At 44.1% G+C, this 23,220-nt stretch carries 20 protein-coding genes; 14 read left to right on the plus strand and 6 right to left on the minus strand.

From position 1 onward, the window contains the following. Window positions 1-19 precede the first annotated feature (19 nt). Window positions 20-499 (plus strand): transporter, encoded by a 480-nt coding sequence (locus ACIFQM_RS00140; RefSeq protein ID WP_430042525.1) that lies wholly within the window; start codon window positions 20-22, stop codon window positions 497-499. A 112-nt stretch (window positions 500-611) separates the two neighbouring features. Here ACIFQM_RS00140 and ACIFQM_RS00145 read toward each other — a convergent pair whose 3' ends face one another. Next, window positions 612-2,669, minus strand: a complete 2,058-nt coding sequence (locus ACIFQM_RS00145) for a transglycosylase domain-containing protein (protein WP_430042523.1) — start codon at window positions 2,667-2,669, stop codon at window positions 612-614. A 287-nt stretch (window positions 2,670-2,956) separates the two neighbouring features. On the opposite strand from ACIFQM_RS00145, the gene ACIFQM_RS00150 reads away from it, so the two are divergent. Then, complete coding sequence (locus tag ACIFQM_RS00150; protein ID WP_430042520.1) at window positions 2,957-4,249, plus strand: MFS transporter; 1,293 nt, start codon at window positions 2,957-2,959, stop codon at window positions 4,247-4,249. Between the two features lie 143 nt (window positions 4,250-4,392). Here the strand turns inward: ACIFQM_RS00150 and ACIFQM_RS00155 are convergent, their stop codons facing one another. Then, window positions 4,393-4,764: an AbrB/MazE/SpoVT family DNA-binding domain-containing protein gene (locus ACIFQM_RS00155; protein ID WP_430042518.1), complete on the minus strand. Its 372-nt coding sequence runs from the start codon at window positions 4,762-4,764 to the stop codon at window positions 4,393-4,395. Window positions 4,765-5,201: 437 nt separating this feature from the next. Between ACIFQM_RS00155 and ACIFQM_RS00160 the strand changes: the two genes are divergently transcribed. After that, entirely contained in the window at window positions 5,202-6,587 is a 1,386-nt protein-coding gene (locus ACIFQM_RS00160) for a helix-turn-helix domain-containing protein (protein WP_430042517.1), read from the plus strand. A 422-nt stretch (window positions 6,588-7,009) separates the two neighbouring features. Here the strand turns inward: ACIFQM_RS00160 and ACIFQM_RS00165 are convergent, their stop codons facing one another. Beyond that, complete coding sequence (locus ACIFQM_RS00165) at window positions 7,010-7,255, minus strand: AbrB/MazE/SpoVT family DNA-binding domain-containing protein (RefSeq protein ID WP_430042513.1); 246 nt, start codon at window positions 7,253-7,255, stop codon at window positions 7,010-7,012. A 355-nt stretch (window positions 7,256-7,610) separates the two neighbouring features. Between ACIFQM_RS00165 and ACIFQM_RS00170 the strand changes: the two genes are divergently transcribed. The 8 genes from ACIFQM_RS00170 (at window position 7,611) to ACIFQM_RS00205 (ending at window position 15,074) form a co-directional block, all read left to right on the plus strand. Beyond that, window positions 7,611-8,120: a hypothetical protein gene (locus tag ACIFQM_RS00170; protein WP_430047068.1), complete on the plus strand. Its 510-nt coding sequence runs from the start codon at window positions 7,611-7,613 to the stop codon at window positions 8,118-8,120. Window positions 8,121-8,241: 121 nt separating this feature from the next. Then, on the plus strand, window positions 8,242-8,838 hold the full coding sequence (locus ACIFQM_RS00175) for a hypothetical protein (RefSeq protein WP_430047070.1): 597 nt from the start codon (window positions 8,242-8,244) through the stop codon (window positions 8,836-8,838). A gap of 807 nt (window positions 8,839-9,645) precedes the next feature. Continuing rightward, a complete protein-coding gene (locus tag ACIFQM_RS00180; RefSeq protein ID WP_430047072.1) occupies window positions 9,646-10,152 on the plus strand; it encodes a hypothetical protein in 507 nt (168 codons plus the stop codon). A 659-nt stretch (window positions 10,153-10,811) separates the two neighbouring features. Then, entirely contained in the window at window positions 10,812-11,171 is a 360-nt protein-coding gene (locus ACIFQM_RS00185) for an HTH domain-containing protein (protein WP_430042508.1), read from the plus strand. Window positions 11,172-11,493: 322 nt separating this feature from the next. Continuing rightward, complete coding sequence (locus ACIFQM_RS00190) at window positions 11,494-11,898, plus strand: GNAT family N-acetyltransferase (protein ID WP_038573410.1); 405 nt, start codon at window positions 11,494-11,496, stop codon at window positions 11,896-11,898. Window positions 11,899-12,230: 332 nt separating this feature from the next. Continuing rightward, window positions 12,231-12,746, plus strand: coding sequence for a hypothetical protein (locus ACIFQM_RS00195; RefSeq protein WP_430064734.1), 516 nt, complete (start codon window positions 12,231-12,233; stop codon window positions 12,744-12,746). Window positions 12,747-13,785: 1,039 nt separating this feature from the next. Beyond that, the gene (locus ACIFQM_RS00200; RefSeq protein ID WP_430064736.1) at window positions 13,786-14,298 is read left to right on the plus strand and encodes a hypothetical protein; all 513 of its coding nucleotides are present in this window, start codon (window positions 13,786-13,788) and stop codon (window positions 14,296-14,298) included. Between the two features lie 107 nt (window positions 14,299-14,405). Continuing rightward, entirely contained in the window at window positions 14,406-15,074 is a 669-nt protein-coding gene (locus tag ACIFQM_RS00205) for a hypothetical protein (protein ID WP_430064738.1), read from the plus strand. A gap of 337 nt (window positions 15,075-15,411) precedes the next feature. Here the strand turns inward: ACIFQM_RS00205 and ACIFQM_RS00210 are convergent, their stop codons facing one another. Together ACIFQM_RS00210 and ACIFQM_RS00215 are read right to left on the minus strand one after the other, a co-directional pair. Further along, window positions 15,412-17,151, minus strand: coding sequence for an ABC transporter ATP-binding protein (locus ACIFQM_RS00210; RefSeq protein ID WP_430043995.1), 1,740 nt, complete (start codon window positions 17,149-17,151; stop codon window positions 15,412-15,414). Next, a complete protein-coding gene (locus ACIFQM_RS00215; RefSeq protein ID WP_430043997.1) occupies window positions 17,148-18,902 on the minus strand; it encodes an ABC transporter ATP-binding protein in 1,755 nt (584 codons plus the stop codon). The genes ACIFQM_RS00210 and ACIFQM_RS00215 overlap by 4 nt, the downstream gene beginning before the upstream one ends. Window positions 18,903-19,052: 150 nt before the next feature. On the opposite strand from ACIFQM_RS00215, the gene ACIFQM_RS00220 reads away from it, so the two are divergent. From ACIFQM_RS00220 to argS, 3 genes are all read left to right on the plus strand, one after another. After that, complete coding sequence (locus ACIFQM_RS00220; protein WP_430043999.1) at window positions 19,053-19,943, plus strand: LysR family transcriptional regulator; 891 nt, start codon at window positions 19,053-19,055, stop codon at window positions 19,941-19,943. 94 nt (window positions 19,944-20,037) lie between these two features. Further along, window positions 20,038-20,478, plus strand: coding sequence for a DUF1934 domain-containing protein (locus ACIFQM_RS00225; RefSeq protein WP_430044001.1), 441 nt, complete (start codon window positions 20,038-20,040; stop codon window positions 20,476-20,478). Beyond that, window positions 20,475-22,154: an arginine--tRNA ligase gene (gene argS / locus ACIFQM_RS00230; RefSeq protein ID WP_430044003.1), complete on the plus strand. Its 1,680-nt coding sequence runs from the start codon at window positions 20,475-20,477 to the stop codon at window positions 22,152-22,154. Before ACIFQM_RS00225 ends, argS begins: the two co-directional genes overlap by 4 nt. Before the next feature lie 83 nt (window positions 22,155-22,237). Here the strand turns inward: argS and ACIFQM_RS00235 are convergent, their stop codons facing one another. Then, on the minus strand, window positions 22,238-23,098 hold the full coding sequence (locus ACIFQM_RS00235; RefSeq protein ID WP_430044005.1) for a hypothetical protein: 861 nt from the start codon (window positions 23,096-23,098) through the stop codon (window positions 22,238-22,240). Window positions 23,099-23,220 lie beyond the last annotated feature (122 nt).

A 23,220-nucleotide genomic window follows, 5' to 3' on the forward strand; every position in this document is an offset into this window, starting at 1 on the left:
AACACAAGGAGTGAAACACATGTCTTTAATGCCTCAGGTCCCTTTCGGAACGCAGCCGGGAGCTCCGGGTCCATTCACACCGTCAGGTCCCTCGCTTCCACAATTTCCTGGCACACAGGGTTCGTTCCCGTCACCGGTAGGACCACCACCCGGGGGAGGGTCTTTTTCGCCCCCACCGCAGGGACCTTTTGGCCCACAAGCAGGGCCAGGACCGCTTGGCCCTATAGGACCGGGACCCCAAGCTCAAGCGCCTACAGCCCCGCCACCGCAATTTATGCCACCAAAGCCACTGGTCACGGGCTATGCTATTGACCCTTTAGCCATCTCCGGGTGTTTGTTCCGCAATACGTTTGTATGGCTGACGAATGGCGAACGCTTCTGGCTGTATCCCATCTTTGTAGGCAGAACATCCGTAGCGGGATTTCGGTGGAATGGTCGTTTTTGGACTTATTATGGTGTAGACACCAACCGTATCGAGTCGTTTAGCTGCTTCTGGTAAGCTGCGGATAATCGTGGCAAGAGAGATACAGGGGACATATGAGCAAATAAAATGAATTGAAAAAAGACTGAGAGAAGCGCTTATAGCGTTCCTTCAGTCTTTTTTTTGGCTGTTACTCCATCCACCATCGCTTGAAATTGCTCCACCATGATTTCTTTTCTGCCTGCCGCTCCGCTTGGTCAGTCTGTGTCGCTGTCGGTGGGTTATTCTGTCCAGACAGCGTTTCCTTCGGCTCCGTGCCGCTGACGAATACCTCCAGCCGTTTATCCGGACTGTCCGGCGCAGCCAGCTTGCCACTGGCTGGATCAATATAGGCGCTGACGACACCGTCAGGGATGGGAAAGATTTTGGGCGGCACATTCTCCAGCGCTTTCTCCGTATATTGCGCAAAAATCGGTGCCGCCCGCCGGGCATCCTGCTTGCTGATGGCCTTGCCCTTGTCATAGCCAACCCAGACGGCGGTGGACAGCTCGGGCGTGAAGCCAACCATCCACGCATCGGTGTTGGTCGTGCCGCTCTTCCCGGCAACCGGGCGCTTGATCAGCTTCGCGACCCGGTTGCCGGTGCCACCTTCCTCGAACACGCCTTCCATAAGGCGTGTGAGGACGTAAGCAGAGGCGGGCTTCACTACCTGCACCGGAGCGGTCTGCGGTGCTTCATAGAGCGACCGCCCGGCCGCATCGGTGATGCGCAGCACCGCCACCGGGGCGACATTGTGCCCGCCGCTGCCGATAACCGAGAAGGCCGAGGCCATCTCGAACGGGCTGACAGGCGATACGCCCAGCGCGAGAGAAGGCACGGGCTTCATCTCGCTCGTAATGCCCATTTTACGGGCGAGGTCCATGACCTTGTCTGTCCCCACCTTCAAAATGGTGCTTACAGCATAAATATTATCGGACGCCGCAATCGCACGCCGCAGATCAATTTCGCCCAAATATTTGTCTCCAAAATTTTTGGGCTTGTAGGTTTTACGGTTGTTGTCGTAGTGGAACATCGTCGGTCGGCTTTCGAACTTGGACGTACTTGTCAATTCGCCAGAATCCAGTGCGCTCAAATACATAATCGGCTTAAAGGACGAGCCGGGCTGCCGGGTTGTGGCAAGCGCATGATTATACTGATTGCCGACATAGTTGGTCCCGCCAACCATGGCCTTCACATGTCCGTTGCGCGGGTCAATGGAGATCAACGCCGTTTCCAGTCCGTTGCTGTTCTTCATGCCCTCGTCTACAGCCGCCTCGGCTGCTTGCTGCATGTGCATGTCCAGCGTGGTATATATGCTCAGGCCGCCATGCTCCAGCACACTTTCACTAATTCCCAGCTGATTCATTGCAAGCTGGCGGATGTAGTCGCGAAACCAGGGGGCTGTTTCTACCGTCCGGCGCTGGCTCTCGGGCCGCAGGGCAAGCATTTCCTCATAGGCCTTGGTAGCTTGGGCAGGAGTAATTTTGCCAGTGAGCGCCAAGGAATCCAACACGATTTTTTGTCGATCCTTTGCGTTTTTCATATGATTATACGGCGAATAATAGGTCGGTCCCTTCGGAATACCTGCCAGCAGGGCGCTTTCAGCCAAATCCAGATCTTTTGCGGATTTACCGAAATACATCTGCGAAGCCGCTTCAATGCCGTAGGCACCGTGACCATAATAGATTTCATTCAAATACATTTGCAGCAGCTCTTTCTTGGTGTACTTCATTTCAAGCTGTGCGGTATAGATGGCCTCCTTGGCCTTGCGTGTCCATGTTTTCTCATGAGATAGATACAAATTGCGTGCAAGCTGCTGAGTCAGCGTGCTGGCTCCTTGCGACATATCCCAATGGGTCAGATTGACAAGCACGGCCCTGCCCAAGCCTTTGAAATCGAAGCCGAAATGATCGTAAAACTTCCGGTCCTCCACAGCCAACGTAGCTGCAATCAGATCGGGTGAAATGTGATCCAGCTGGACAGGGATGGATTCCTTGCCTCCGGCAGAGAAGGTGGCAATGACTTGGCCCTGGCTATCAAGCAGACGCGAATTCCGGTCCGTATCCGCGAGCGGGAGACTGGTGGTATATAAATAGGCGAGCAGAATGCAGGCAGCGATGACCGTCAGAATGGTGAGTGACAGCAGTCCCTGAAACCATCGAAGCCAGAGCGGCTTGCGTTTGGGGAATTGCCCGGTTGTAGCGGCCATCCTGCCACCTCCTTCCATGGTTGATGTTCTCAGTATTGTCAATCCGAAAGCGTCTATTCATCAGATACGTATACGTGTACATTTTATACGAAATCAAGTCTAAAAAGAGTTTTTCAGGCTATCCGAGTATCGCCTATAAGCAAAAAGTGTTTGTATTCATGGACGTGAAAGCATTTGGACACCGAATTTCCTATAAAGATAAAAGAAGGAAATATAAGGTTGTGCGTAGAATATACAAAAAACCAGACATTTTACAGAATTGTAATATCAACGAGGGAGGAATTTTTTTGATCAGACGCTCTTTTTATTACCTGTGGGGGTCTCAGACGATCTCCAACGTAGCAGATATCATCTACATGTTGAGTGTAGTGGTATTGGTGTTCAGCTCAAGTAATTCTTTAATGACGACGATTTTGATTCCGCTCTTCCGATTGTCTGCCCAAGTGCTTAGCGGGCTCGTTGCACCGATAGTCCTCGGCCGATTTCGACTGACGCGTATTTTGCTGTTTTCCCAATTTGGGCAGTTTGTCATCTTCACGCTGTTGCTGCTTTATTTGTGGATCACGCCTGATCAGAGGTCTTTTCTGTTCATTTTCGTGATGGTGTTTGGTATGTCATTTCTGGATGGCTGGACCAATCCGGCACGTAATGCGCTTGTACCCCGATTGGCAAACGGCGAAGGACTGATGCGTGCCAACGGCATGGTGGCGGTCAGTGATCAAGTGGTTAAATGTGCAGGCTGGGCGTTGAGCGGAATTATTGTGGCATGGCTCGGTTCCCTGAATACACTTGTGATCGCATCCTGTTGTTATTTGGTGGCTGTAACTGTTACTTCATTCATTCGTGATCCGCTGGATCAAAAGGAATTAAGCCCCGAATCCTCAGAGCTTGCCATGAGTGGGTTAGAAACAGCGAAAGTAAAGGAAAAAGGCTCTCACTGGAAGGAGCTTGGGGAAGGCTGGCAGATCATTTGGCATAACCGCCGCATTCGTTCTTTGATGATCGTGGATAGTGTGGACACCATTGGAGGAACCTCCTGGCTTGGCGTATTTATTCTGGCGTATGTTACGCAGGTGCTGCATCAGGATGCAAGCTGGTGGGGCTTTATGAATGCCTCCTTTTTCTCGGGTACGATTCTGGGCGGGCTGCTCGTCGTCGGCTTGGTCAAGCGGCTGCAAAAGAACAGCTTTCTGTACATGCTCGGAGCGTTGCTCGTATATGTGCTGATTACGGTGGTGTTTGCGCTCAATACGATCCCGGTCGCTGCGCTTGTTCTTTTTGCTATATCTGGCTTACCGGTTCAAATGGCAGGAATTATTCGCCGTACCTTGCTGCAAACGAGTGCCCCGGCCGCTCAGCTCCCTAAAGTAATGGCGGGTATTGATGTGCTTACGAATCTCGCTTTCGGCCTATCCTTGTTATTCCTGGGCTGGTATGCAGACCGTTTCGGCATGGTGCAGGTATATTTATTGGCTGCGGCTATGACAACCATTGCCGTTCTGATCGGCTGGTTCTATCGCCGTGATTTTCAGGAAAGTGAGCAAATAGATCATCCAACCGCTACGGGCGCAGGGATCTGAAGCTGAGGCATTCGTGGGACGGGTCAACGGTTATGGATGGACTACATAATAATTTCACAATTTTCTAATGTAGAGTAAGAACATAAGCCAAACCTGTCATGTAGAAGGCTTGGCTTATATGTCTGTTAACATGTGGTGACAATCTACAATAACCCTTTGAGCTGAGATACATGGCTTTGTGACACGCCCAGCCATTTTGCATATTCATTCTGTGATGACTGGTAAGTCCGCTTTTCTGTACACGTATGTTCCTTAACAACAGGAATCGGCTTTGGACTGACGCCTATATTGCCCTTCAATTCGACGGTACAGTTCTTACATAAAAGCGAACCCCTGAAATACGTTAGATTTTCAGCTGAGTTACACAGCTTACAGGAAGCGCCAACATATTTATGCATACCTAAGAAGCCTGTTTCATGATCGGCAAAAAATTCTATTGAATCACCAATATCCAAGTTCATGGTGGTACGGATTTCTTTTGGGATAACGATACGGTGTGAGGTTATTTTTAGCATTGGATTTGAAAGTGAATTTGATCATATGTATACACTTATTGCATATGAGAGAGAGTCTCTATAAGCGCTTAATCCTTCGGTTGATTGACAGAATTTACAGGATTGACCGATGTATCTTTTTAAAATAATGGTGCCCTTCTCTGTGTCTATAAAAAATTCAATGGAATCCAGAGGTTCAAAATCGCATGTATATAATATTTCTTTGGGGATGGTGAAGCGCCCCAAATGGTCTAATATTCTCGTCATGGCAATGTGTTTCACGTCAAAATCTCCTATTTTCAAGATGAAAAGAAATAAAATAGCACTATTCTTTATTGTTCCAAATGGTGGTATTATTATGGAAAGGAAAATAAATCATTATATTATATGTTTTCCAACTATAGGATTTGTTGAAATGAGAATCATACTACAGTTCATGTTGAAAGGGTGGTTTATACATGGAAATCACACCTGGGATAAGAGCAGAATTAGAAAAATACTTGGAACAAAAAGGGTTGAGCAAGACCGCGTTTGGACATATCTCGGGACTGAATCCGGGCACCGTCAGTGGTATTGTGACGGGCAATAAGTCCATTTCGGTGAATCAAATGGATCTGATTACGCTAGGAATGGAGTTACCACCGGATCATTTTTATGAGCGTTATATTGAAGAGTACATTATAGATGAACCGCTGAACTGGCGAAAAATTAGTCCGTACTTGTACCGATGTGTGGAGCTTCATCGGCTGGATTGTTTAAAAAGAGTCGTCTATCTATTGCTAGACCATGCTGCCTATCCGTCTTTGCTCTATGGAGTAGCCGAAAATATTTTCAAAGACGGGTATAATGAAGCCTCTGCTTTTCTGTATACAAAGGTGGCTGAGAGTGAGAAGCATCAGCATTCAGAACGACTTGCTGTGTGCCAGTATCGCTTGTTTAAGCTCACGATTGGGAAAGACCAAGCGGTTAACCTTGGAGCCGCCGCTAAATTTGAATCGTTTATCAATCGTTTGGATGAAATAGATCAGCTTGATGCATTAAAGGACTTGGCGAATGTATACAGATCCATGGGCTATTGGGACAAGACATATACATTTGCTAAGGAAATGAGACGGCTAGGGAAAATACAATATGACATGGTTCACAACTCTGGACGTAAGGAACAAGGGCTACGAAAGAAACTAAGTAGACCACTTTTTGTATATATAGCCTACGGTGATCTGCTGTGCGCAAATGCATGTGATGCCAAAGGAAATTTTGAACAAGGTTTAGAGCATATTCTTGCTTATACTGATTTAAGCTGGGTAAAGGAGCAGGATTCAGACACACTCCACTGGATGGGCTTATTTCAGCAGTGGGGAAAAATGAATAGGTACGTGAACAGGCTTATGTCAGGAGATGTTAGCGTGCTGCCGGATTACGTAGAGTATATGGCGGGCGAGCAGCAAATCTTTGCCGAACTCTTGAACGTTATCGAAGCCGCTAATCGGTACGATATGGATGTGGATCATATCCTCCAGCGCTTTGAGACTCAAATTGCAGCCTATCAGGAGCCATCGTCTGCTGATCTGTATACACAGCAGGTTTTACCAGAACAGTACGTGCGGTTTTGGTATAAGATGGCTAACTATAGTCTGAACAAGGGTAGATACTCTTATGGCTTCGAGTGCCTTTTAGTCGCTTGGGAAAATGCTCTTACAATGAATAATCAACTGATTATTTCAAATTGTGCACGATTATTTGAGCGCTTTAGTGTGAATGCTGTCCTTGAAACAGGTAGAAAACTTCGAAAAATGTGGAAAGAAATTGATCAAAAAGACGGCTTTGTTCTTGGCGTTAACTAGCTTTTTACTGGTGTTTGCACTACCAATCCAAGCTAATCATCAAGCTCATGGCACAGTCAACTTCAGATTCACATTGGTAGTGCATAAATCAAGGCACAATTCATTACCATTGACCAGCTTAAAAGGCTGGTCTTTTTTTGTTTGATTTTTCAAATTTTTGGTTGAAAAAAATAATAATTCGAATTTGCTCATTCCATCCTAAAATGAAATACATTAGGAGGGAATGTCAATGGATACAGATGAGACGTTACAACAACAAATGGAAAATGCCCGGCAACAGCTTCATGATCTGTTTGAACTGTATGGTTTCGGACATGCGTGTGTTCTTGAGCATCTATGCTATTGGATGAACTTATTAATCAGTACAACCGTATGTTTCAGATCCAAAAAACTTACAAAAATATGCATCTGGTGTAAACAGATCATATCCCTTTCAGTTCGCGTATACATGGAGTACAAACGAAGGAATCTCTATAAGGCATCAAACTATGATTAGAGCCACATAACCTACATTGTTTTTTTACTAATTGAATTAGGATGATGCCTTGTTCTTGTAAAGAAAATTCCAAATCATCGTGTTTTTCAATGCCCAAATCTTTCCTTATGTCCATCGGTAAAACGATTCTTCCGACAAAATCCAGCTTCCTTACCCATCCTACTCTATGCAAAACTAATCCCTCCCATCACATAACGAATATTATTGTATCACGATATCTATAAAATGACTTATTTGAAATAAAAATACATTATCATGTCATAAAATGTAATAAACTCGGTGCAACGACTATTACATGGGAAACGATTATATCCAACGTATGTAATTTTATTTTAAAGGGGACATGCAGATATGGTTTACGTTACGGTTCAATTCAGTAGCTTGCCTTTTATATGGAATTTATAATGTAAATGTGTATAACTACCTGTAAAAAAAATTATTGATCATGATACTATAATAGTTTCTATACATACTGGCTGATTAATAAAGCGTGCAGGAAAAAAATCAAAGAAAGTGGGCTTATGAGTATGAAAAACATTAAAAAAGCTTCATTATTATCTGTTTTGTCTTTAGCTGTTGCCATTCCATTGACTGCTTCTGCCGCAGCCACTACGGAAGTTACACCAGCTACAACTGATTCAGTAGCAGTTTCCCAATCTGCAAACACATCAACCGATGTGAATGCGCCAAAATTGGGGGGGCATGTTATTACTCCTCAAGCTACGAATAAGGTACTAAATAAGTCACTTGCTAATACAGACATGTCGGAGCGTTTTTACATTGATCCGGGATATGGATATGCTAGAGTGTATGTGTCAAATGACGGGAGTGCCCCAATTAATATAACAGTAACTCAGGGATCAGCTAGTGGTCCAGTTAAGATGAGTGGAACAATAAAGCCAGGTAAAGTATTTAATGAAATTAACGGAAGCGCTTGGTCTACTGGTAATTTCTATCTTAACCTTACTTCACCCGGAGGCGTTATGAAGGGCGGGCTTTCAGTTCGCATTGGAAACTCAAGAGGAGAATTGCAATAAACATATCATAAAGTTTGCACTGAAGTATCGCTTACACCTCCTAATCTTTCGATCACGGATGGGAATTGGTATAAGTATCACCTATCAATGAGTTTTAAACAATGGATTGGGAGGCATTCGGATGAAAAAAGAAAAAATGATGCTTGCTCTCTTGTTTATTCTTGTCGTTACGGGCTGCAATGATGCCACACAGGAGCCAGATAGCGGCAAACCTTATGCTCCTGCTCCAAGTGTACAAGTGGATGATAGCAAGAAAGATGCATCTCTTAGCTATGCACAGTATCGAGATTTATTCACGGATATGTCCGAAAGGCTTCAATTGGCATCCTTTAATTTTCTGGAAAGTACCCAAGGGAATCATATTGTCGCCATTGAAAAGGATTGGTCATTTGGTGCTAGGTCGATGTTAACCCGTGATGGTAAGCCAACAGACGAGGAAACGCAAGAGAGAATCATTTATAAGAAAAAAGATGACACATTGCTGCTTATTGATCTGATCTATCTGAACGATACCTTAAGTAATGACTTGGTATTTTGGCCTACACATGAAACGGAAGCATATAAAAAAGAAGCTGTACTGCAATCTTTTGATGAAGCCATGCTCACTTACAAAAATGTAATCGTTAAAATGACACTCATTTCAAAAGGGCAAAAAGCTGACTTGCATGATATGCAGTCAGTCCTAAAGTCTGTAACAACTTTCATGAAAAAATATTAATCTTATTTAACGAAGTACCCTCTGACCAGCTTCCTTACCCACCCTGCTCCATGCAAAACTAATCCCTCCCATCACATAATGAATATTATTGTATCAAGATATCTATAAAATGACTTATTTTAAATAAAAATACATTATAAATGTCATAAAATGTAATACATTCAGTGTAACGACTGTTACATAGGAAACGATTATATTCAACGTATGTAATTTTATTTTAAAGGGGGACATGCAGATATGGTTTACGTTATCATCTCAATAGTATCTTCCGTGCTACTATTTTTTCTGATTTATAGAATTATTAAATATAAGATAAGGAAATATAACCGTGAACATTTTGGACTATCATTAAATATGCTTCTTATTCTAGTAGGAAGAATATATATCAATACAGGAGAATCTAATTTAAAACCCTTGCTAATAGGTTATACATTCTTGTTTTCTGTTTTGTTATTAATTTTTTTATTTGGTATGGTTGGTAAAAAAAATAGTAAGCACTGAACGGAAATTGACCATTTTACTGACCGTCGTTGGACATCGAGGCATCCATGCCCTAGTGATATAACACACTTTTTTGTTGAGCCTAGTCACAGAACCTTTGCACGGTTCAATTCAGTAGCTTGCCTTTTATATGGAATGGAAATCCATTTTGTTGTTGAATAGTTACAATAAAATACTTATAATGTAAATGTGTATAACTACCTGTAAAAAACTTTATTGATCATGAATGCTCTAATAGTTTCTATACATACTGGTTTGATTGATAAAGCGTGCAGGAAAAAAATCAAAGAAAGTGGGCTTATGAGTATGAAAAACATTAAAAAAGCTTCATTATTATCTGTTTTGTCTTTAGCTGTTGCCATTCCATTGACTGCTTCTGCCGCAGCCACTACGGAAGTTACACCAGCTACAACTGATTCAGTAGCAGTTTCCCAATCTGCAAACACATCAACCGATGTGAATGCGCCAAAATTGGGGGGGCATGTTATTACTCCTCAAGACACTAATTCGGTGCTTAATAAAAGTCTTGCTAATACAGAGATGTCAGAGCGTTTCTATATTGATCCAGGCTACGGGTATGCTAAGGTATGGCTACGCAATGATGGTAGCCAACCGATTAAGTTAACAGTAACTCAGGGTTCAGCTTCAGGTACGCAGAAGATGAGTGCAACTATAGGTAAAGGTGAAACTTGGTCTCAGATTAACTCTAGTGCTTGGTCTACTGGTAACTTCTATGTTAACCTTACTTCAGGTAACGCCGCCATGAAAGGCTCTCTCTCAGTTCGTATAGGTAATTCACGAGGAGAATTGTAATTAACTCATAGTTGCTTATGAGTGTTTATTAGGTCGGCCAATGGGTCGGCCTTTTTCTATTAGGGAGGGACGAACCTTGTTCCACGATGAAGAGACAGATAAGGTAAAACGTCCTGTAAACGGACAGTGTCTATTTGCAATAAGCTGGAGTCGGAATTTTATACCACACTCGGCGCTTCATTTTGTAGCGAGTGCTGGGAAGTCATGAAATCTGGGTATGAGGACAAATTGGGTGAAAGGATCGTTTGGGACAAGTGATATGGAGAAAGTGAGATCGACAAACTGAAACGAAGAAATATGATTCTTAGCGATCTGTCCAGAAGGATAGATGATGAATATAGGGATGTAATAAAAGGTACGTTTATGTATAGAAGGCATGATAGTTTAATGGTCAAGGCACCCTAACCGGTGCTTTATTATTTGTTCAGGAAACTTTTCCTTAGCTTCACGAATCTATAAGCAAGCGGGAGGGGGAACGAAAAAATCGTTCTCCTGTTGCTGTGGCACAACAAGACGGTATTCTAAATCTGCATGATTAGATAATAAATCACTGTAACAGAAATCCCTATTTTTTGGTTATAATGATATATATAATTATTCTTTTGGAAGTGGAGGTGTGGAACTGAAATAAAGGATGATATATCAGTTAGCGTTATATCGTGTCGGATAAGAATTTTTATGAAAGGGGTTTTATTGAAGAAGATGTTATTTTGGCATATTTAGATGGTAAATATGGATTCTCTGAATTGGGTGATTCTAGAATGAATTTTGATAGTTTAATCTTCATGCTAGCTAATGGAATCCAGATGATAGACGAAAACGAGCGAGTAAAAGGCATCATTGACATTTTGAATCAGCATTGGGGTGTTTCATATGAAACCATAGCGCTGTATGCCAAGCTGGATACGAATGATGTACAGCAATTTATGAAAGATCCAGAGTCGATCTCCATAGACAAGAAATATAGTTTATCTGTTATAAGTCTGTTCTTGCACTATTTGTTTAAACCAACTCAATAGTAGAAAAGAAGCTTACAGTCATTACCGGCCCTTCTTTAGGGATTAATGTAAGTGGTATTTCAACAGTTTCCCCTTCAGCCAATTCGTATTCTCATGAATTCTTTAATGCAAATAAATACAAATTTTAATTCAGTTAATCCATTTTCTATACATATTTTTAATAGTATATTGAGGTAAATAAAGTGATTATTCACTTTGATAAATCCGAAATTGCTTTGTCGGTATTATTTTATGGTTTCGTAAGGATTGCAAAACCATCGAAATATGGGAGTTTAAAACAGATGTTGTGCCGTAGTTAGTTTTATGAAAGGAAGGTATAGGGGTGAGTATTTATTACGCTTCAAGCAAAGAGGATATCACTAAGGATGCACTCCAAGAGTTATTTCTTTCGGTAGAATGGGAGTCTGGCAAGTATCCAAACGAGCTTTTACAAGCAATCGGAGGGTCTCATTCAATTGTTACCGCTTGGGAAGGAGGAAAGCTTGTCGGTTTAATAAATGCTTTGTCAGATGGTGTTTTAACGGTATATTTTCATTATATGCTTATTAATCCGAGTTATCAGAGTATAGGTATAGGTAAGGAAATGATGAATATAATGCTTGATAGATATAAAGGGTGTAAAACAAAAGTATTAATTTCTTATCCTCATGCAGTGGATTTCTATAATAAATTTGGCTTTAATACAGAGGATGGAGCTACACCAATGTTTATCTCAGAGTTGATATGATTGAACTAACGGGACACGTTACAGCGGCAGTCTAATACTTTATTTTCACCGAACAGTTGGACATCGAGGCATCCATGCCCTAGTGGTATAACACACGCTTTTTTGTTGAGGCTAGTCAGAACCCTTGCACGGTTCAATTCAGTAGCTTGCTTTTTATATGGAATGGAAATCCATTTTATTGTTGAATAGTTACAATAAAAGACTTATAATGTAAATGTGTATAACTACCTGTGAAAAAAAATTATTGATCATGATACTCTAATAGTTTCTATACATACTGGCTGATTGATAAAGCGTGCAGGAAAAAAATCAAAGAAAGTGGGCTTATGAGTATGAAAAATATTAAAAAGGCTTCATTATTATCTGTTTTGTCTTTAGCTGTTGCCATTCCATTGACTGCTTCTGCCGCAGCCACTACGGAAGTTACACCAGCTACAACTGATTCAGCAGCAGTTTCCCAATCTGCAAACACATCGACTGATGTGAATACACCAACAGCAGGGAATCATGTTATTACTCCAAATGCAACTACACCACGAATTGAAAATCGCCCAATAAGCGGGACTACTTATTTAGCCGATTTCGACATTAAAGCCAATTATGGCTATGTAAGAGTGTATTTGAAAAATACAGGGTCTCAAAGAATTTCCTTTACTATTAATCAGGGAAGTCCAGGCGGCAGACAAAAGGCCTCCGGTTCAGTAGGACCCGGTGAAACATACAACGAAATAGTAAATGGAAATTCTGGTCCGTGGGCAGTAGGTACGTTCTATGTCAATTTAACATCTGGATCTTCTAACATGTCTGGACAACTCGGAGTTCGTATTAGTACTGATTTGAATTTTTAAAAATTATTGTTATAGAAAATCGAGCCAATGAGGCTCGCTTTTTTTGTTGAGGATAGGCGCATTCTTTTGCGATACAAATTGGGTGAAAGGATCGTCTGGAAGAAGTGATATTGAGAAAGTGAGCAAAAGCCAGCTACTATGGATTAATTGCCCATTTTCCGGTATTGTCCGATTTTTGTTCTTTACGGCCATTTTCGATAATCAGTAAAATGGTCTTGTCATATCTCCTTAGTAACTAAGTACAAATGCTTTTATGCAACAGCGAAGAGTTTTGCATCCCGCTTGGGGAATAGAAAGTGAGATCGACAAACTGAAACGGAGAAATATGATCATTAGCGATCTGTCCAGAAGGATAGATGATGAATATAGGGATGTAATAAAAGATTCGTTTTGTATAGAAGGCATGATAGTTTAATGGTCAAGGCACCCTAACCGATGCTTTTTTATTTGTTCAGGAAACTTTTCCTTAGCTTCCAATCCATACAAAAGCGGAGATATAACCGCAGTATATGCGAACGAAAGAGTGTTATATTGTATCCATAAAATAACGTAAATTCGAGGTCGCTGAAAAGAGGCCTTTTTGCATTGGAGGAAAGTGATATGCAAATTAAATCTTCACGGAGACCCCCGTCTGTTCTGGCTAGGTCACCACGTCAACCCACTTTATGTAATGGATGTGTTTGGGGGGATTGGACTGGTACTAAACAATTAGGCGATCGGCACGAGGTATGCAGGGGGGGAGAGTAGCCCCCGCCCAAGTTATTCATGGCACGCGTAGGCGGCAAGGTAACAGATATCCGGCGGAAACGTCATACAGACCCAGTCAGAACCCTTGCACGGTTCAATTCAGTAGCTTGCCTTTTATATGGAATGGAAATCCATTTTTTGTTGAATAATTACAATAAAAGACTTATAATGTAAATGTGTATAACTACCTGTGAAAAAAATTTATTGATCATGATACTCTAATAGTTTCTATACATACTGGCTGATTGATAAAGCGTGCAGGAAAAAAATCAAAGAAAGTGGGCTTATGAGTATGAAAAATATTAAAAAGGCTTCATTATTATCTGTTTTGTCTTTAGCTGTTGCCATTCCATTGACTGCTTCTGCCGCAGCCACTACGGATGTTACACCAGCTACAACTGATTCAGCAGCAGTTTCCCAATCTGCAAACACATCAACCGATGTGTTTGCGCCAAAATTGGGGGGTCATATTATTACTCCTCAAGCCACTGATTCTGTGCTTGATGTACGACTTAGGGGTACAGAAATGTCAAAGCCTTTCACCATTCGTGCAGGGTATGGATACGTTAAAGTATGGGTACGTAATAATGGCAGTCAAAAAATTAAGTTAACAGTAACTCAAGGCTCAGGTGCAGGAACGGTTAAGCTTAGTGGAACTATAAATCCCGGTGAAGATTGGTCTTCTCCTATTAACTCAAGTGCTTGGTCTACCGGAGATTTTTATGTTAACCTCACAAGTGGTAGTGCTGATATGTCGGGTCAAGTTTCAGTTCGTACAGGTACTACAAGAGGCGAATTGCAATAATAATATCAAAACCGCTTACGAGTGTTGATTAGGTCGGCCAATGTGCCGGCCTTTTTTTGTTTTAGTGCTGGGCATTTGTTATTGTGGTTTATACAGGAGGGATCAAGATGAAACTATTTGAAGAAATTGTGAACATTCAAGAAGAAAAAGATGTGGAAATAAGCAACAAAAATAATATTGGCGATAGACCTATCATAAGAAAAGTTAAAACAAATGAGCCTATGGAGGAGGACTTATCAGTAATTGCTCAATTTTTTCTATTACCATTTGAAACTGGCGATCCAGATGCTGTATTACATATCCCAGTTTTTGATGATGATATTAAAGAGCAAGTATTGCAAGAAATCGGACCACATTTTGATGAGTGTAAAATTGTTGAGTATAAAGATCATTCTCAAATTATGCTAACTAGATTAAAGCCACTTTCGAGAAAAATTCTTGAAAAGCTAATCGGCACGGGTGAAATTAATCCAATTGCATATACTTTGTATAGAAATAAATCTGTGACGATTAATTACTCGGAAGTGAAAGAATACAAAGTTAATATTGAGTTGATCCAGAGGTCATCTGAAAAATCAATCATTAAGTTGTGGACATTTTTAAACAATACTTTTATACGAGATTCAGGAGAATTAATTTTATTACCGCACCAATGGTCTTTGGATGAAACATTTAAGGATAATCTAGCGATAAGATACTTTGCTAGCGTTTGTAAATCAATGAGGGTAACTGTTAACCCTGTTGACAAAACTATTATATATATATCCATTAGTTAGTCTCAATAAATTATGAGCGTTTCTTGATCGGAAAATGATCGCTTGATGACCCGCCACTAGACTTTAGCTGTGGTAAATATTTATCATGGAAAATCAATTAAGGAACGCACCGAAGCTTTCGAGCCTTGGTGATCAGGTTGGTTATTGAATGATTTCCGAAAAGCTTCAATTGGCACTCTTTAATTTTCTGGGAAGTACCCGTGATGGTAAGCCAACAGACGAGGAAACGCAAGAGAGAATCATCTATAAGAAAAAAGATGACACGTTACTGCTTATTACATCACAAAAAAAAGCCGATTGCTCTTTTGCAATCGGCTTATCCCCTCAGCCCCCTATGCTAGGCCGTAGTGAACTGGCTGTTATAGAGCGAGGCATAATGCCCCTCGCTGGCAAGCAGACCCTCATGGGTTCCGCTTTCGACCACATCGCCGTTTTTCATGTATAAAATCAGATCCGCTTCGCGGATGGTCGATAGTCTGTGGGCGATCACAAAGCTGGTGCGTCCGGCAATCATTTTCATAAACGCCTTCTGAATACGCGCTTCTGTCAGGGTGTCTATACTGCTGGTCGCTTCATCCAGAATCAGCATAGGTGGATCGACGAGGATGACCCGCGCGATGGTGAGTAGCTGCTTTTGACCTTGCGACAGGCTGTCGCCTGAACCGCTGATGACCGTATCGTAGCCATGAGGCAGCCGCTTGATGAAGCTATGTGCATTGGCAGCCGTCGCAGCCGCGATCACTTCTTCTTCCGTCGCTTCCGGCTTTCCGTAAGCGATATTGTCTCGAATCGTACTGCTGAACAGCCATGTATCCTGAAGTACCATACCAAAATTAGTTCGCAGGCTGTCCCGGCTCATGTCATTGATATTCACCCCGTCGATGGATATCGAGCCGCTATCTACATCATAAAAGCGCATGAGCAGGTTAACGAGCGTGGTTTTACCAGCTCCGGTCTGCCCGACAATCGCAACACGGGTACCCGGCTTAACCTCCAGACTAAAGTCCGTAATGAGCGTACGTTCCGGGTTATAGGAGAATTTCACATGATCAAAAAGAATTGTGCCTCTGCTGCGCTCCAAATGTACGGCGTTTGATTTTTCCGGCTGCTCAGACGGTGAGTCCAAAATAGCGAATATGCGCTGGGCAGAAGCTGTAGCCGCTTGGAACTGAGTCAGTACCCCTGTGATTTCATTAAAGGGTTTGGCGAACAGGTTCGTATAGATCAGAAAGCTTGACAATCCGCCTACCGAAATTACACCCAAAATGATGGATATACAGCCGATCATCGCCGTGACCGAGAAGGTCATGTTGTTCACCAGACGGGTGGAGGGATTGGACAATGATCCATAAAACTGTGATTTTACCCCGGCTTGATACAATTGGTCATTTTTGGCGGCAAATTCCTCCAAAGAACGGTTTTCATAATGAAAGGCTGTAACCACCCGCTGTCCGCCGATCATTTCCTCCACATAACCATTCAGGCTCCCTAAAATTTGGGCCTGTTCGCGGAACATACGTTGGGATCGTGTGGTAATAAACCGTGCCACGCCATACGTAACCGGGGCTGACACCAGCACGACCAGCATCATCATCGGACTGATATACAGCATAAGCACAATCGAGCCTATAATCGTTATAATCCCGGTAATCAAAGTAGAAAAGCCTTGAAGTAGCCCATCCGACACGGCATCCATATCGTTCACAAAACGGCTGATGCTGTCACCTTGCGGGTGATTGTCATGAAAGCTTAACGGCAGGACATTAAAATGTTCAAATAACTCTCGCCGCATATCATTGACCGTCTGATAAGCAATACGGTTTGTCAAATAGGTGAGCAGCCAGCTAAACAAGCTGCCAACGGCGTACACGATGCCCAATCCGGCAAGAATATGCGCGATCCCCCTAAAATCCACCACTCCCTTATCCACCATATGGTCGATGGCCTGACCGATCATATAGGGACCGATCAGACTGGCAAGCACGCTGAGAATGGCGCTAATGATGACCCAAAACGTTGTTTTTTTATATTGACCTACATAGGCTAACAATCTTCTCCAGGTTTCCTTGGCGCTCATTGGTCTACCTCCTGCGTTGAGAGCTGGGAACGATTAATTTCCTGATATACATCGGAGCTGCTCATCAACTGTTCGTGTGTGCCGACACCGACAATCCGCCCTTCATCAAACACAATAATTTTATCGGCATGCTGTACGCTGCTGACACGTTGCGAGACAAGCAGGACGGTCATGCTGCTGCTATTTTCCCGTAACGATGTACGCAAGGCGGCATCGGTTGCAAAATCGAGTGCACTTGAGGAATCGTCCAAAATGAGGATTTGCGGATTCCCTACAATAGCTCTGGCAATGGTTAGACGTTGCTTTTGACCTCCCGACAGATTAAGGCCCCCCCTGGCAATCGGAGCATTGTATTTTTCGGGCAGATTGGAAATGAATTCATCCGCTTGCGCAATGGCTGCGGCTCGGGCGACTTCCTCATCGGTGGCGTGTTCATGACCCCAACGAATATTATCCGCTATGGTGCCGGTAAACAGCAGCGCCTTCTGTGGAACAATCCCGATTTTCTGCCGCAATGGCTCAAGCTTATATTGGCGAACGTCGATGCCATCGACCTGAACACGCCCCTCCACCGCATCATAGAACCGGGGAATGAGATTCACAAATGTAGATTTCCCCGAACCCGTCCCTCCGATGATACCGACCGTTTCACCGGGGAAGATGTCTACGGTAATATCGCTCAGCGCCAATTGTCCGGTTTGGTTGTATCCGAAGGAGACGTGATCAAAAGCGATAACTGGTGCGGTTTGTTGTGAGAAATTATGATCTTTACCTGGCTGACCTTCAGATGTAGCAACATCGGAGATCGAAGCTTGTGTATCCAGAACCTCCTGAATCCGTGCAGCCGAGGTTGAAGCCTTGGTGAACAGAATAATTAAGTTGGTAACAACGATCAGAGCAAGCAAGATTTGCGTGATATAATTAATAAAAGCAATTATCTCCCCTTGTGTAAGAGATCCATATTGAATATGAATGCCGCCGACCCACAAAATCGCAATAATGGCTCCGTTAACCACTAACAAGGTGGCCGGGCTGAGCAAAGCGGAAATACGTCCGACACGGATGGCGGTTTGGGTCAGGTCATCCGATGCTGTATTGAACTTGACTCGTTCGGTTCCTCTTTTGGCAAAGGCACGTATGACCCTTACTCCTGTAAGATTTTCGCTTAGCACAAGAGCGATGTTGTCCAGCTTTTTCTGATACTGGCGGTACAGCGGCGAAGCCTTGGTGATCACCAGATACAGAATCAAAGCCAGAATTGGCGTAGCCCCCAACAGTATCAAGGCGAGGCGGAAGTCCAGAATCATCGACATGATAATAGCGCCAATACAAATAAAAGGAGCGCGAATGACCAGACGAATCAGCATCGCCACAGCCGTCTGGAGCTGATTCACATCGTTCGTGATCCGATTGATGAGTGAGGGTGTACCAAACTTATCCAGATCGACATAAGAGAACGATGAAATGTGCTTAAACATCGTATTGCGCAGCGTGGTTCCGAATCCTTGAGAGGCCCGGGCTGCGTAGAACTGGCACACCATTGAGCTGCCAAAGCCCAGCACGGTCATAAGCAACATCAACAGACCCATCTGCCAAACATAATGGGTATCTCCTTTGCCGACGCCATGATTGATCATTAGGGCTACCATGGTAGGCAGCAATAATTCCAAAATCGCCTCAATCAGTTTAAACAGAGGTCCAAGAATACTTTCCTTCTTATAAGGCTTCAAAAAAACAGCAAATTTCAGCAAATAAACCATCACCTAACCTGAATAATGTATAAAGCCCGTTGACCCAATCTGATAACTGAATATGATTATGGCATATCCCCAACCATATGAATAATATTTAATATATATTAGAGGTATAGGTTTTACATATATCAGTACCGGAGGTTCATGATGGAATTGAGACATCTCAAGTATTTTTTGGCGATTGCAGAGGCGGGACAAATCACAGCGGCAGCTAAAAAGCTGAAAATCGCACAGCCTCCCCTCAGTCAGCAGCTTATGCAGCTGGAGGAGGAGCTTGGTGTAAAGCTCATGCATCGAGGCCCGCGAAGCATTCATCTGACAGAGGCCGGAATCATTTTGCAGAACAGGGCCAAGCAGATATTGGAGCTGACGGATGCCACGACGAGGGAAATAAACGATTTTGCTATGGGTATTAATGGAACGCTCACGATAGGAACCGTCTCTTCTTCTGGCGCAGCCCTGATGAAAGACAGGCTTTCCGAATTTCACAAAACCTATGCGGGCGTAAAATTTGAAATTCATGAGGGAAATACGTTCATGATCCTCGATCTGTTGAACAAGGGGATTGTAGAGGTCGGTATCGTCAGAACGCCGTTCAACACCACCGATCTGGGGTGCAGATATGCAGCCTCCGAGCCGATGGTCGCGGTGATGACAGAAGAGCATGACTGGAACCCTGACCAGAAGACGATTCCACTGTCCGACTTGAAAAACAGACCGCTCATCGTATACCGTCGCTTTGAGCAATTGATCCACGATGCCTGCATGAAGCATGGCTTTGAGCCAAATTTCTTTTGCAAAAACGATGATGCCCGCACTACGCTTCACTGGGCTAATGAAGGACTGGGTATCGGTATGATTTCGCGATCCGCGCTGTCTTTGGGCAGCAATAACCAGTTAATGGTGAAGGAAATTATGTGTGAAGAATTGCATACTCGTGTGGCGGCTGTTTGGCTCAAGGATAAATACATGTCTTCTCTGGCTTCCCGATTTATCGAAAGCTTTAGCCAAGCACCTCATGGAGTCACTCCACAGTAGCTGTTTTTTTTGTGGATGAAAGCATCTTTTTGTAAAATCTCATTTGAATTGCAAACGGGAACTGGATATAGTAGTACAGTAGGATAGCGATAGAATGGAGTCTGAACACATGCCACATAATGCAAAGGTCCAAATCCGTCTTCATAGTCATCATGACGGAGAAGATGTGGTACAGGAGCTTCCCGGAGAAGCCATCATGCGTGGGAAGCATCTATATGTAAGGTACGATGAACCCCAAGAGGGACCTGAGGGCGGAACGACACGGAACACAATCAAAATTGGACCGGATGAGTTGAAGCTGATTCGTCATGGCGAGGTGCAATCGGAGCAGTCATTTGCGCTGGGACGAAGATTGCCGGGATTTTACCGATCGCCTTATGTAAGCTTGAACATGTCTGCGCATACGCAGAAGCTCGATATTCGAATGGACGGATTTACCGGACATGTGAGCTGGACTTATGATCTGTACGTATTTGAGGATTTCTCGGGGCATTTTGCCATCAGTTTGCATATACAGGAGGAGCAACAATCATGACAAGCAATCCACTGGAACTTATAAATCAAAAGGTGACCTCAGCTATCGAGGCAGCGGTACTGGCTGCCGGAATCGTGAGCCGCGAAGAGCTGCCGACGATTACGCTGGAGGTGCCGAAGGACAAGTCGCACGGTGATTTGGCTACGAATGCTGCGATGCAGCTCACCCGCATTGCGAAGAAAAACCCGCGTCAAATTGCAGAAGATTTGATCGCAAATATGGACTTGGCTGCCGCTTCGATTGAAAGCGCGGAAATTGCCGGACCGGGCTTTATTAACTTCCGTCTGAACAAAAGCTACCTTTATGCTGTCATTAAACAAGTGCAGGAGCAGGGAGCGGATTACGGACGTATACAGGAAGGTGCAGGCAAAAAGGTACAAATCGAGTTCGTCAGTGCGAACCCGACAGGTAGCCTGCACTTGGGCCATGCGCGCGGTGCGGCAGTAGGGGATGCCCTCTGCAACGTGCTTGATTTTGCCGGATACAAGGTAACTCGTGAATACTACATTAATGATGCGGGCAACCAGATTTACAACATGAGCCGCTCGATTGAGGCGCGTTACTTGCAGGAGCTGGGACAGCCTGCCGAGATGCCAGAGGATGGGTATCATGGTGAGGACATCATTGGCTTTGCCAAGGAGTTGGTGGCCGAGAAGGGCGATTCCCTGCTGTCTTTGACACCAGGCGACCGCGCAGCTTATTTCCGTGACTACGGTCTGGAAAAGGAACTGAACAAGATCAAGCGCGATCTGGAGCTGTTCCGTGTACCTTTTGACTCCTGGTTTAGCGAAACATCGCTGTATGAGAACGGTGAAGTGCTTAAAGCACTGAATGAGCTGCGTGACCGTGAGGAGATTTACGAGAAGGACGGAGCCACATGGCTGAACACAACCAAGTACGGCGACGATAAAGACCGTGTCTTGATCAAAAATGACGGTACATACACGTACCTGACCCCGGATATCGCTTACCATCGTGACAAATATGCCCGTGGGTATGATACAATCATCAACATTTGGGGAGCGGATCACCACGGCTACATTCCTCGGATGAAAGCAGCTATGGAAGCACTGGGCAATGACCCGGATAAGCTCAAAGTGCTGATTGCCCAAATGGTCAGCCTGTTCCAAAACGGGGAAAAGGTAAAAATGTCCAAACGTACCGGCAAGGCCGTGACGATGGAAGACCTGATGGAAGAAGTGGGTGTGGACGCGATCCGTTACTTCTTCACGATGCGCAGCATGGATTCACATTTGGATTTTGACATGGATTTGGCGATTTCCACTTCCAATGAAAATCCGGTATTCTACGTGCAGTATGCCCACGCGCGGGCGTGCAGCGTATACCGTCAAGCTGAGGAGCAGGGCATTGCCGTACTGCCGTTGGCAGAGGTTGATCTGTCCAAACTGACGGCTGAGCATGAATACGACCTGTTGCGCAAAATCGGCGAGCTGCCGGAGGAAATATCGGTAGCGGCTGCGAGCTTTGCGCCGCACCGTATGATTCGTTACGTCTACGAGCTGGCATCGCTGTTCCACAGCTACTATAAAGCAGAGCGTGTGATCACTGAGGATGCCGCTCAAACGCAGGCCCGCTTGGCACTGTTTGGCGCGGTGCGTACTACGATTGCCAACGTCCTCAAGCTGGTAGGCGTGTCTGCACCAGAACGCATGTAAGCAATCCACTTTAATGATAAAGGGAACCGTCCGTACCATCCCCAGCAGGGTGGCACGTGCGGTTCCTTTTTTGTTTGAGTAGCTTAGTAGCGTTCCAGCACTAAATTCGTTTTCAGGGAATCGGCGGGAACCAGCCATCCTTTGGATTGCAGCAGATTAATCAGCTTGGTGCGATTGCTGGAGGCAACGCTGTAGTCCGAGGTTTTGAAGGAGATTTCAATGATGGTATCTGTACCTGATTCGTTCGCACTGCGGATAGGCCAGACTTCAACGTCGGTATCCAATCCTTGGAAGGTTCCTCCATATTTGCTGACCTGTACAGGACCGCGTACTCTGGAGTCTGCCAGGGCTTGTTTGCCCCAATTGCTGGTTTTCCAGTTTTGCAGCTTGCCCGGAAGATTGTCCAATAGTTGCTTTAACGCCTGATCCGGGGAGGGAAGAGTTAATCCTTTGGAAGCGCTCGTTTTTTTGTCATTGGAAAAGCTCAGCGTCTGCTTGCTATAACCCCAATCCACCTCGGCATCGTAGTTATCGTCGGATGCGCTGAAGCCTTCTTTACTAGCTTGGGTGAGAGCTGCGTTGATATCTCCGTTCGTGACTGTGTACCGCTTCTTGTAGGTTAATTCATAATTCTTTTTATCTTCTTTTTTGCGAAATCTGACATTCCAGCCCTCGTTGTTCAATTGCAGCTGATCCGTGTCAAAATATTCGACGCTCAATCGTTGCGCAGCTTCGCTAATTTGAAACTCGTTGGCTACACTGCTTTTCAAAGAGCCGTCCGCATTGAGGACCTGAGCTGTATCCAGCAGCAGCTTTACCTCATAGCTTGGTGTGGCATTGGGGGCAGCCTGTGCAGGCTCGGCACCCTTTAATCCCGTTACAAGCAGCACTGCACTTAGGGTGAATACCGACACAGCCTTTGTGATCCGAAGAACCGTTTTCATCCAATCCTCTCCTTCGTCCGAATGGGGTACACGCTACACTTTACGGGTGTAATGTCAGTCGTATGTCAAGACAAGCTGGTACTTTGGTTAAAAAATAACATAATTTCTATATGACAGGTAAG

The organism is Paenibacillus sp. NRS-1782 (assembly GCF_050467685.1).
GTDB classification, from domain to species: Bacteria; Bacillota; Bacilli; order Paenibacillales; family Paenibacillaceae; genus Paenibacillus; species Paenibacillus terrae_A.

Coding starts and splice junctions, on each gene's coding strand:
- ACIFQM_RS00140 (WP_430042525.1), top strand. CDS start 20: ATGTCTTTAATGCCTCAGGTCCCTTTCGGAACGCAGCCGGGAGCTCCG.
- ACIFQM_RS00145 (WP_430042523.1), bottom strand. CDS start 2,669: ATGGCCGCTACAACCGGGCAATTCCCCAAACGCAAGCCGCTCTGGCTT.
- ACIFQM_RS00155 (WP_430042518.1), bottom strand. CDS start 4,764: ATGCTAAAAATAACCTCACACCGTATCGTTATCCCAAAAGAAATCCGT.
- ACIFQM_RS00160 (WP_430042517.1), top strand. CDS start 5,202: ATGGAAATCACACCTGGGATAAGAGCAGAATTAGAAAAATACTTGGAA.
- ACIFQM_RS00170 (WP_430047068.1), top strand. CDS start 7,611: ATGAAAAACATTAAAAAAGCTTCATTATTATCTGTTTTGTCTTTAGCT.
- ACIFQM_RS00175 (WP_430047070.1), top strand. CDS start 8,242: ATGAAAAAAGAAAAAATGATGCTTGCTCTCTTGTTTATTCTTGTCGTT.
- ACIFQM_RS00180 (WP_430047072.1), top strand. CDS start 9,646: ATGAAAAACATTAAAAAAGCTTCATTATTATCTGTTTTGTCTTTAGCT.
- ACIFQM_RS00195 (WP_430064734.1), top strand. CDS start 12,231: ATGAAAAATATTAAAAAGGCTTCATTATTATCTGTTTTGTCTTTAGCT.
- ACIFQM_RS00200 (WP_430064736.1), top strand. CDS start 13,786: ATGAAAAATATTAAAAAGGCTTCATTATTATCTGTTTTGTCTTTAGCT.
- ACIFQM_RS00205 (WP_430064738.1), top strand. CDS start 14,406: ATGAAACTATTTGAAGAAATTGTGAACATTCAAGAAGAAAAAGATGTG.
- ACIFQM_RS00210 (WP_430043995.1), bottom strand. CDS start 17,151: ATGAGCGCCAAGGAAACCTGGAGAAGATTGTTAGCCTATGTAGGTCAA.
- ACIFQM_RS00220 (WP_430043999.1), top strand. CDS start 19,053: ATGGAATTGAGACATCTCAAGTATTTTTTGGCGATTGCAGAGGCGGGA.
- ACIFQM_RS00225 (WP_430044001.1), top strand. CDS start 20,038: ATGGAGTCTGAACACATGCCACATAATGCAAAGGTCCAAATCCGTCTT.
- argS (WP_430044003.1), top strand. CDS start 20,475: ATGACAAGCAATCCACTGGAACTTATAAATCAAAAGGTGACCTCAGCT.
- ACIFQM_RS00235 (WP_430044005.1), bottom strand. CDS start 23,098: ATGAAAACGGTTCTTCGGATCACAAAGGCTGTGTCGGTATTCACCCTA.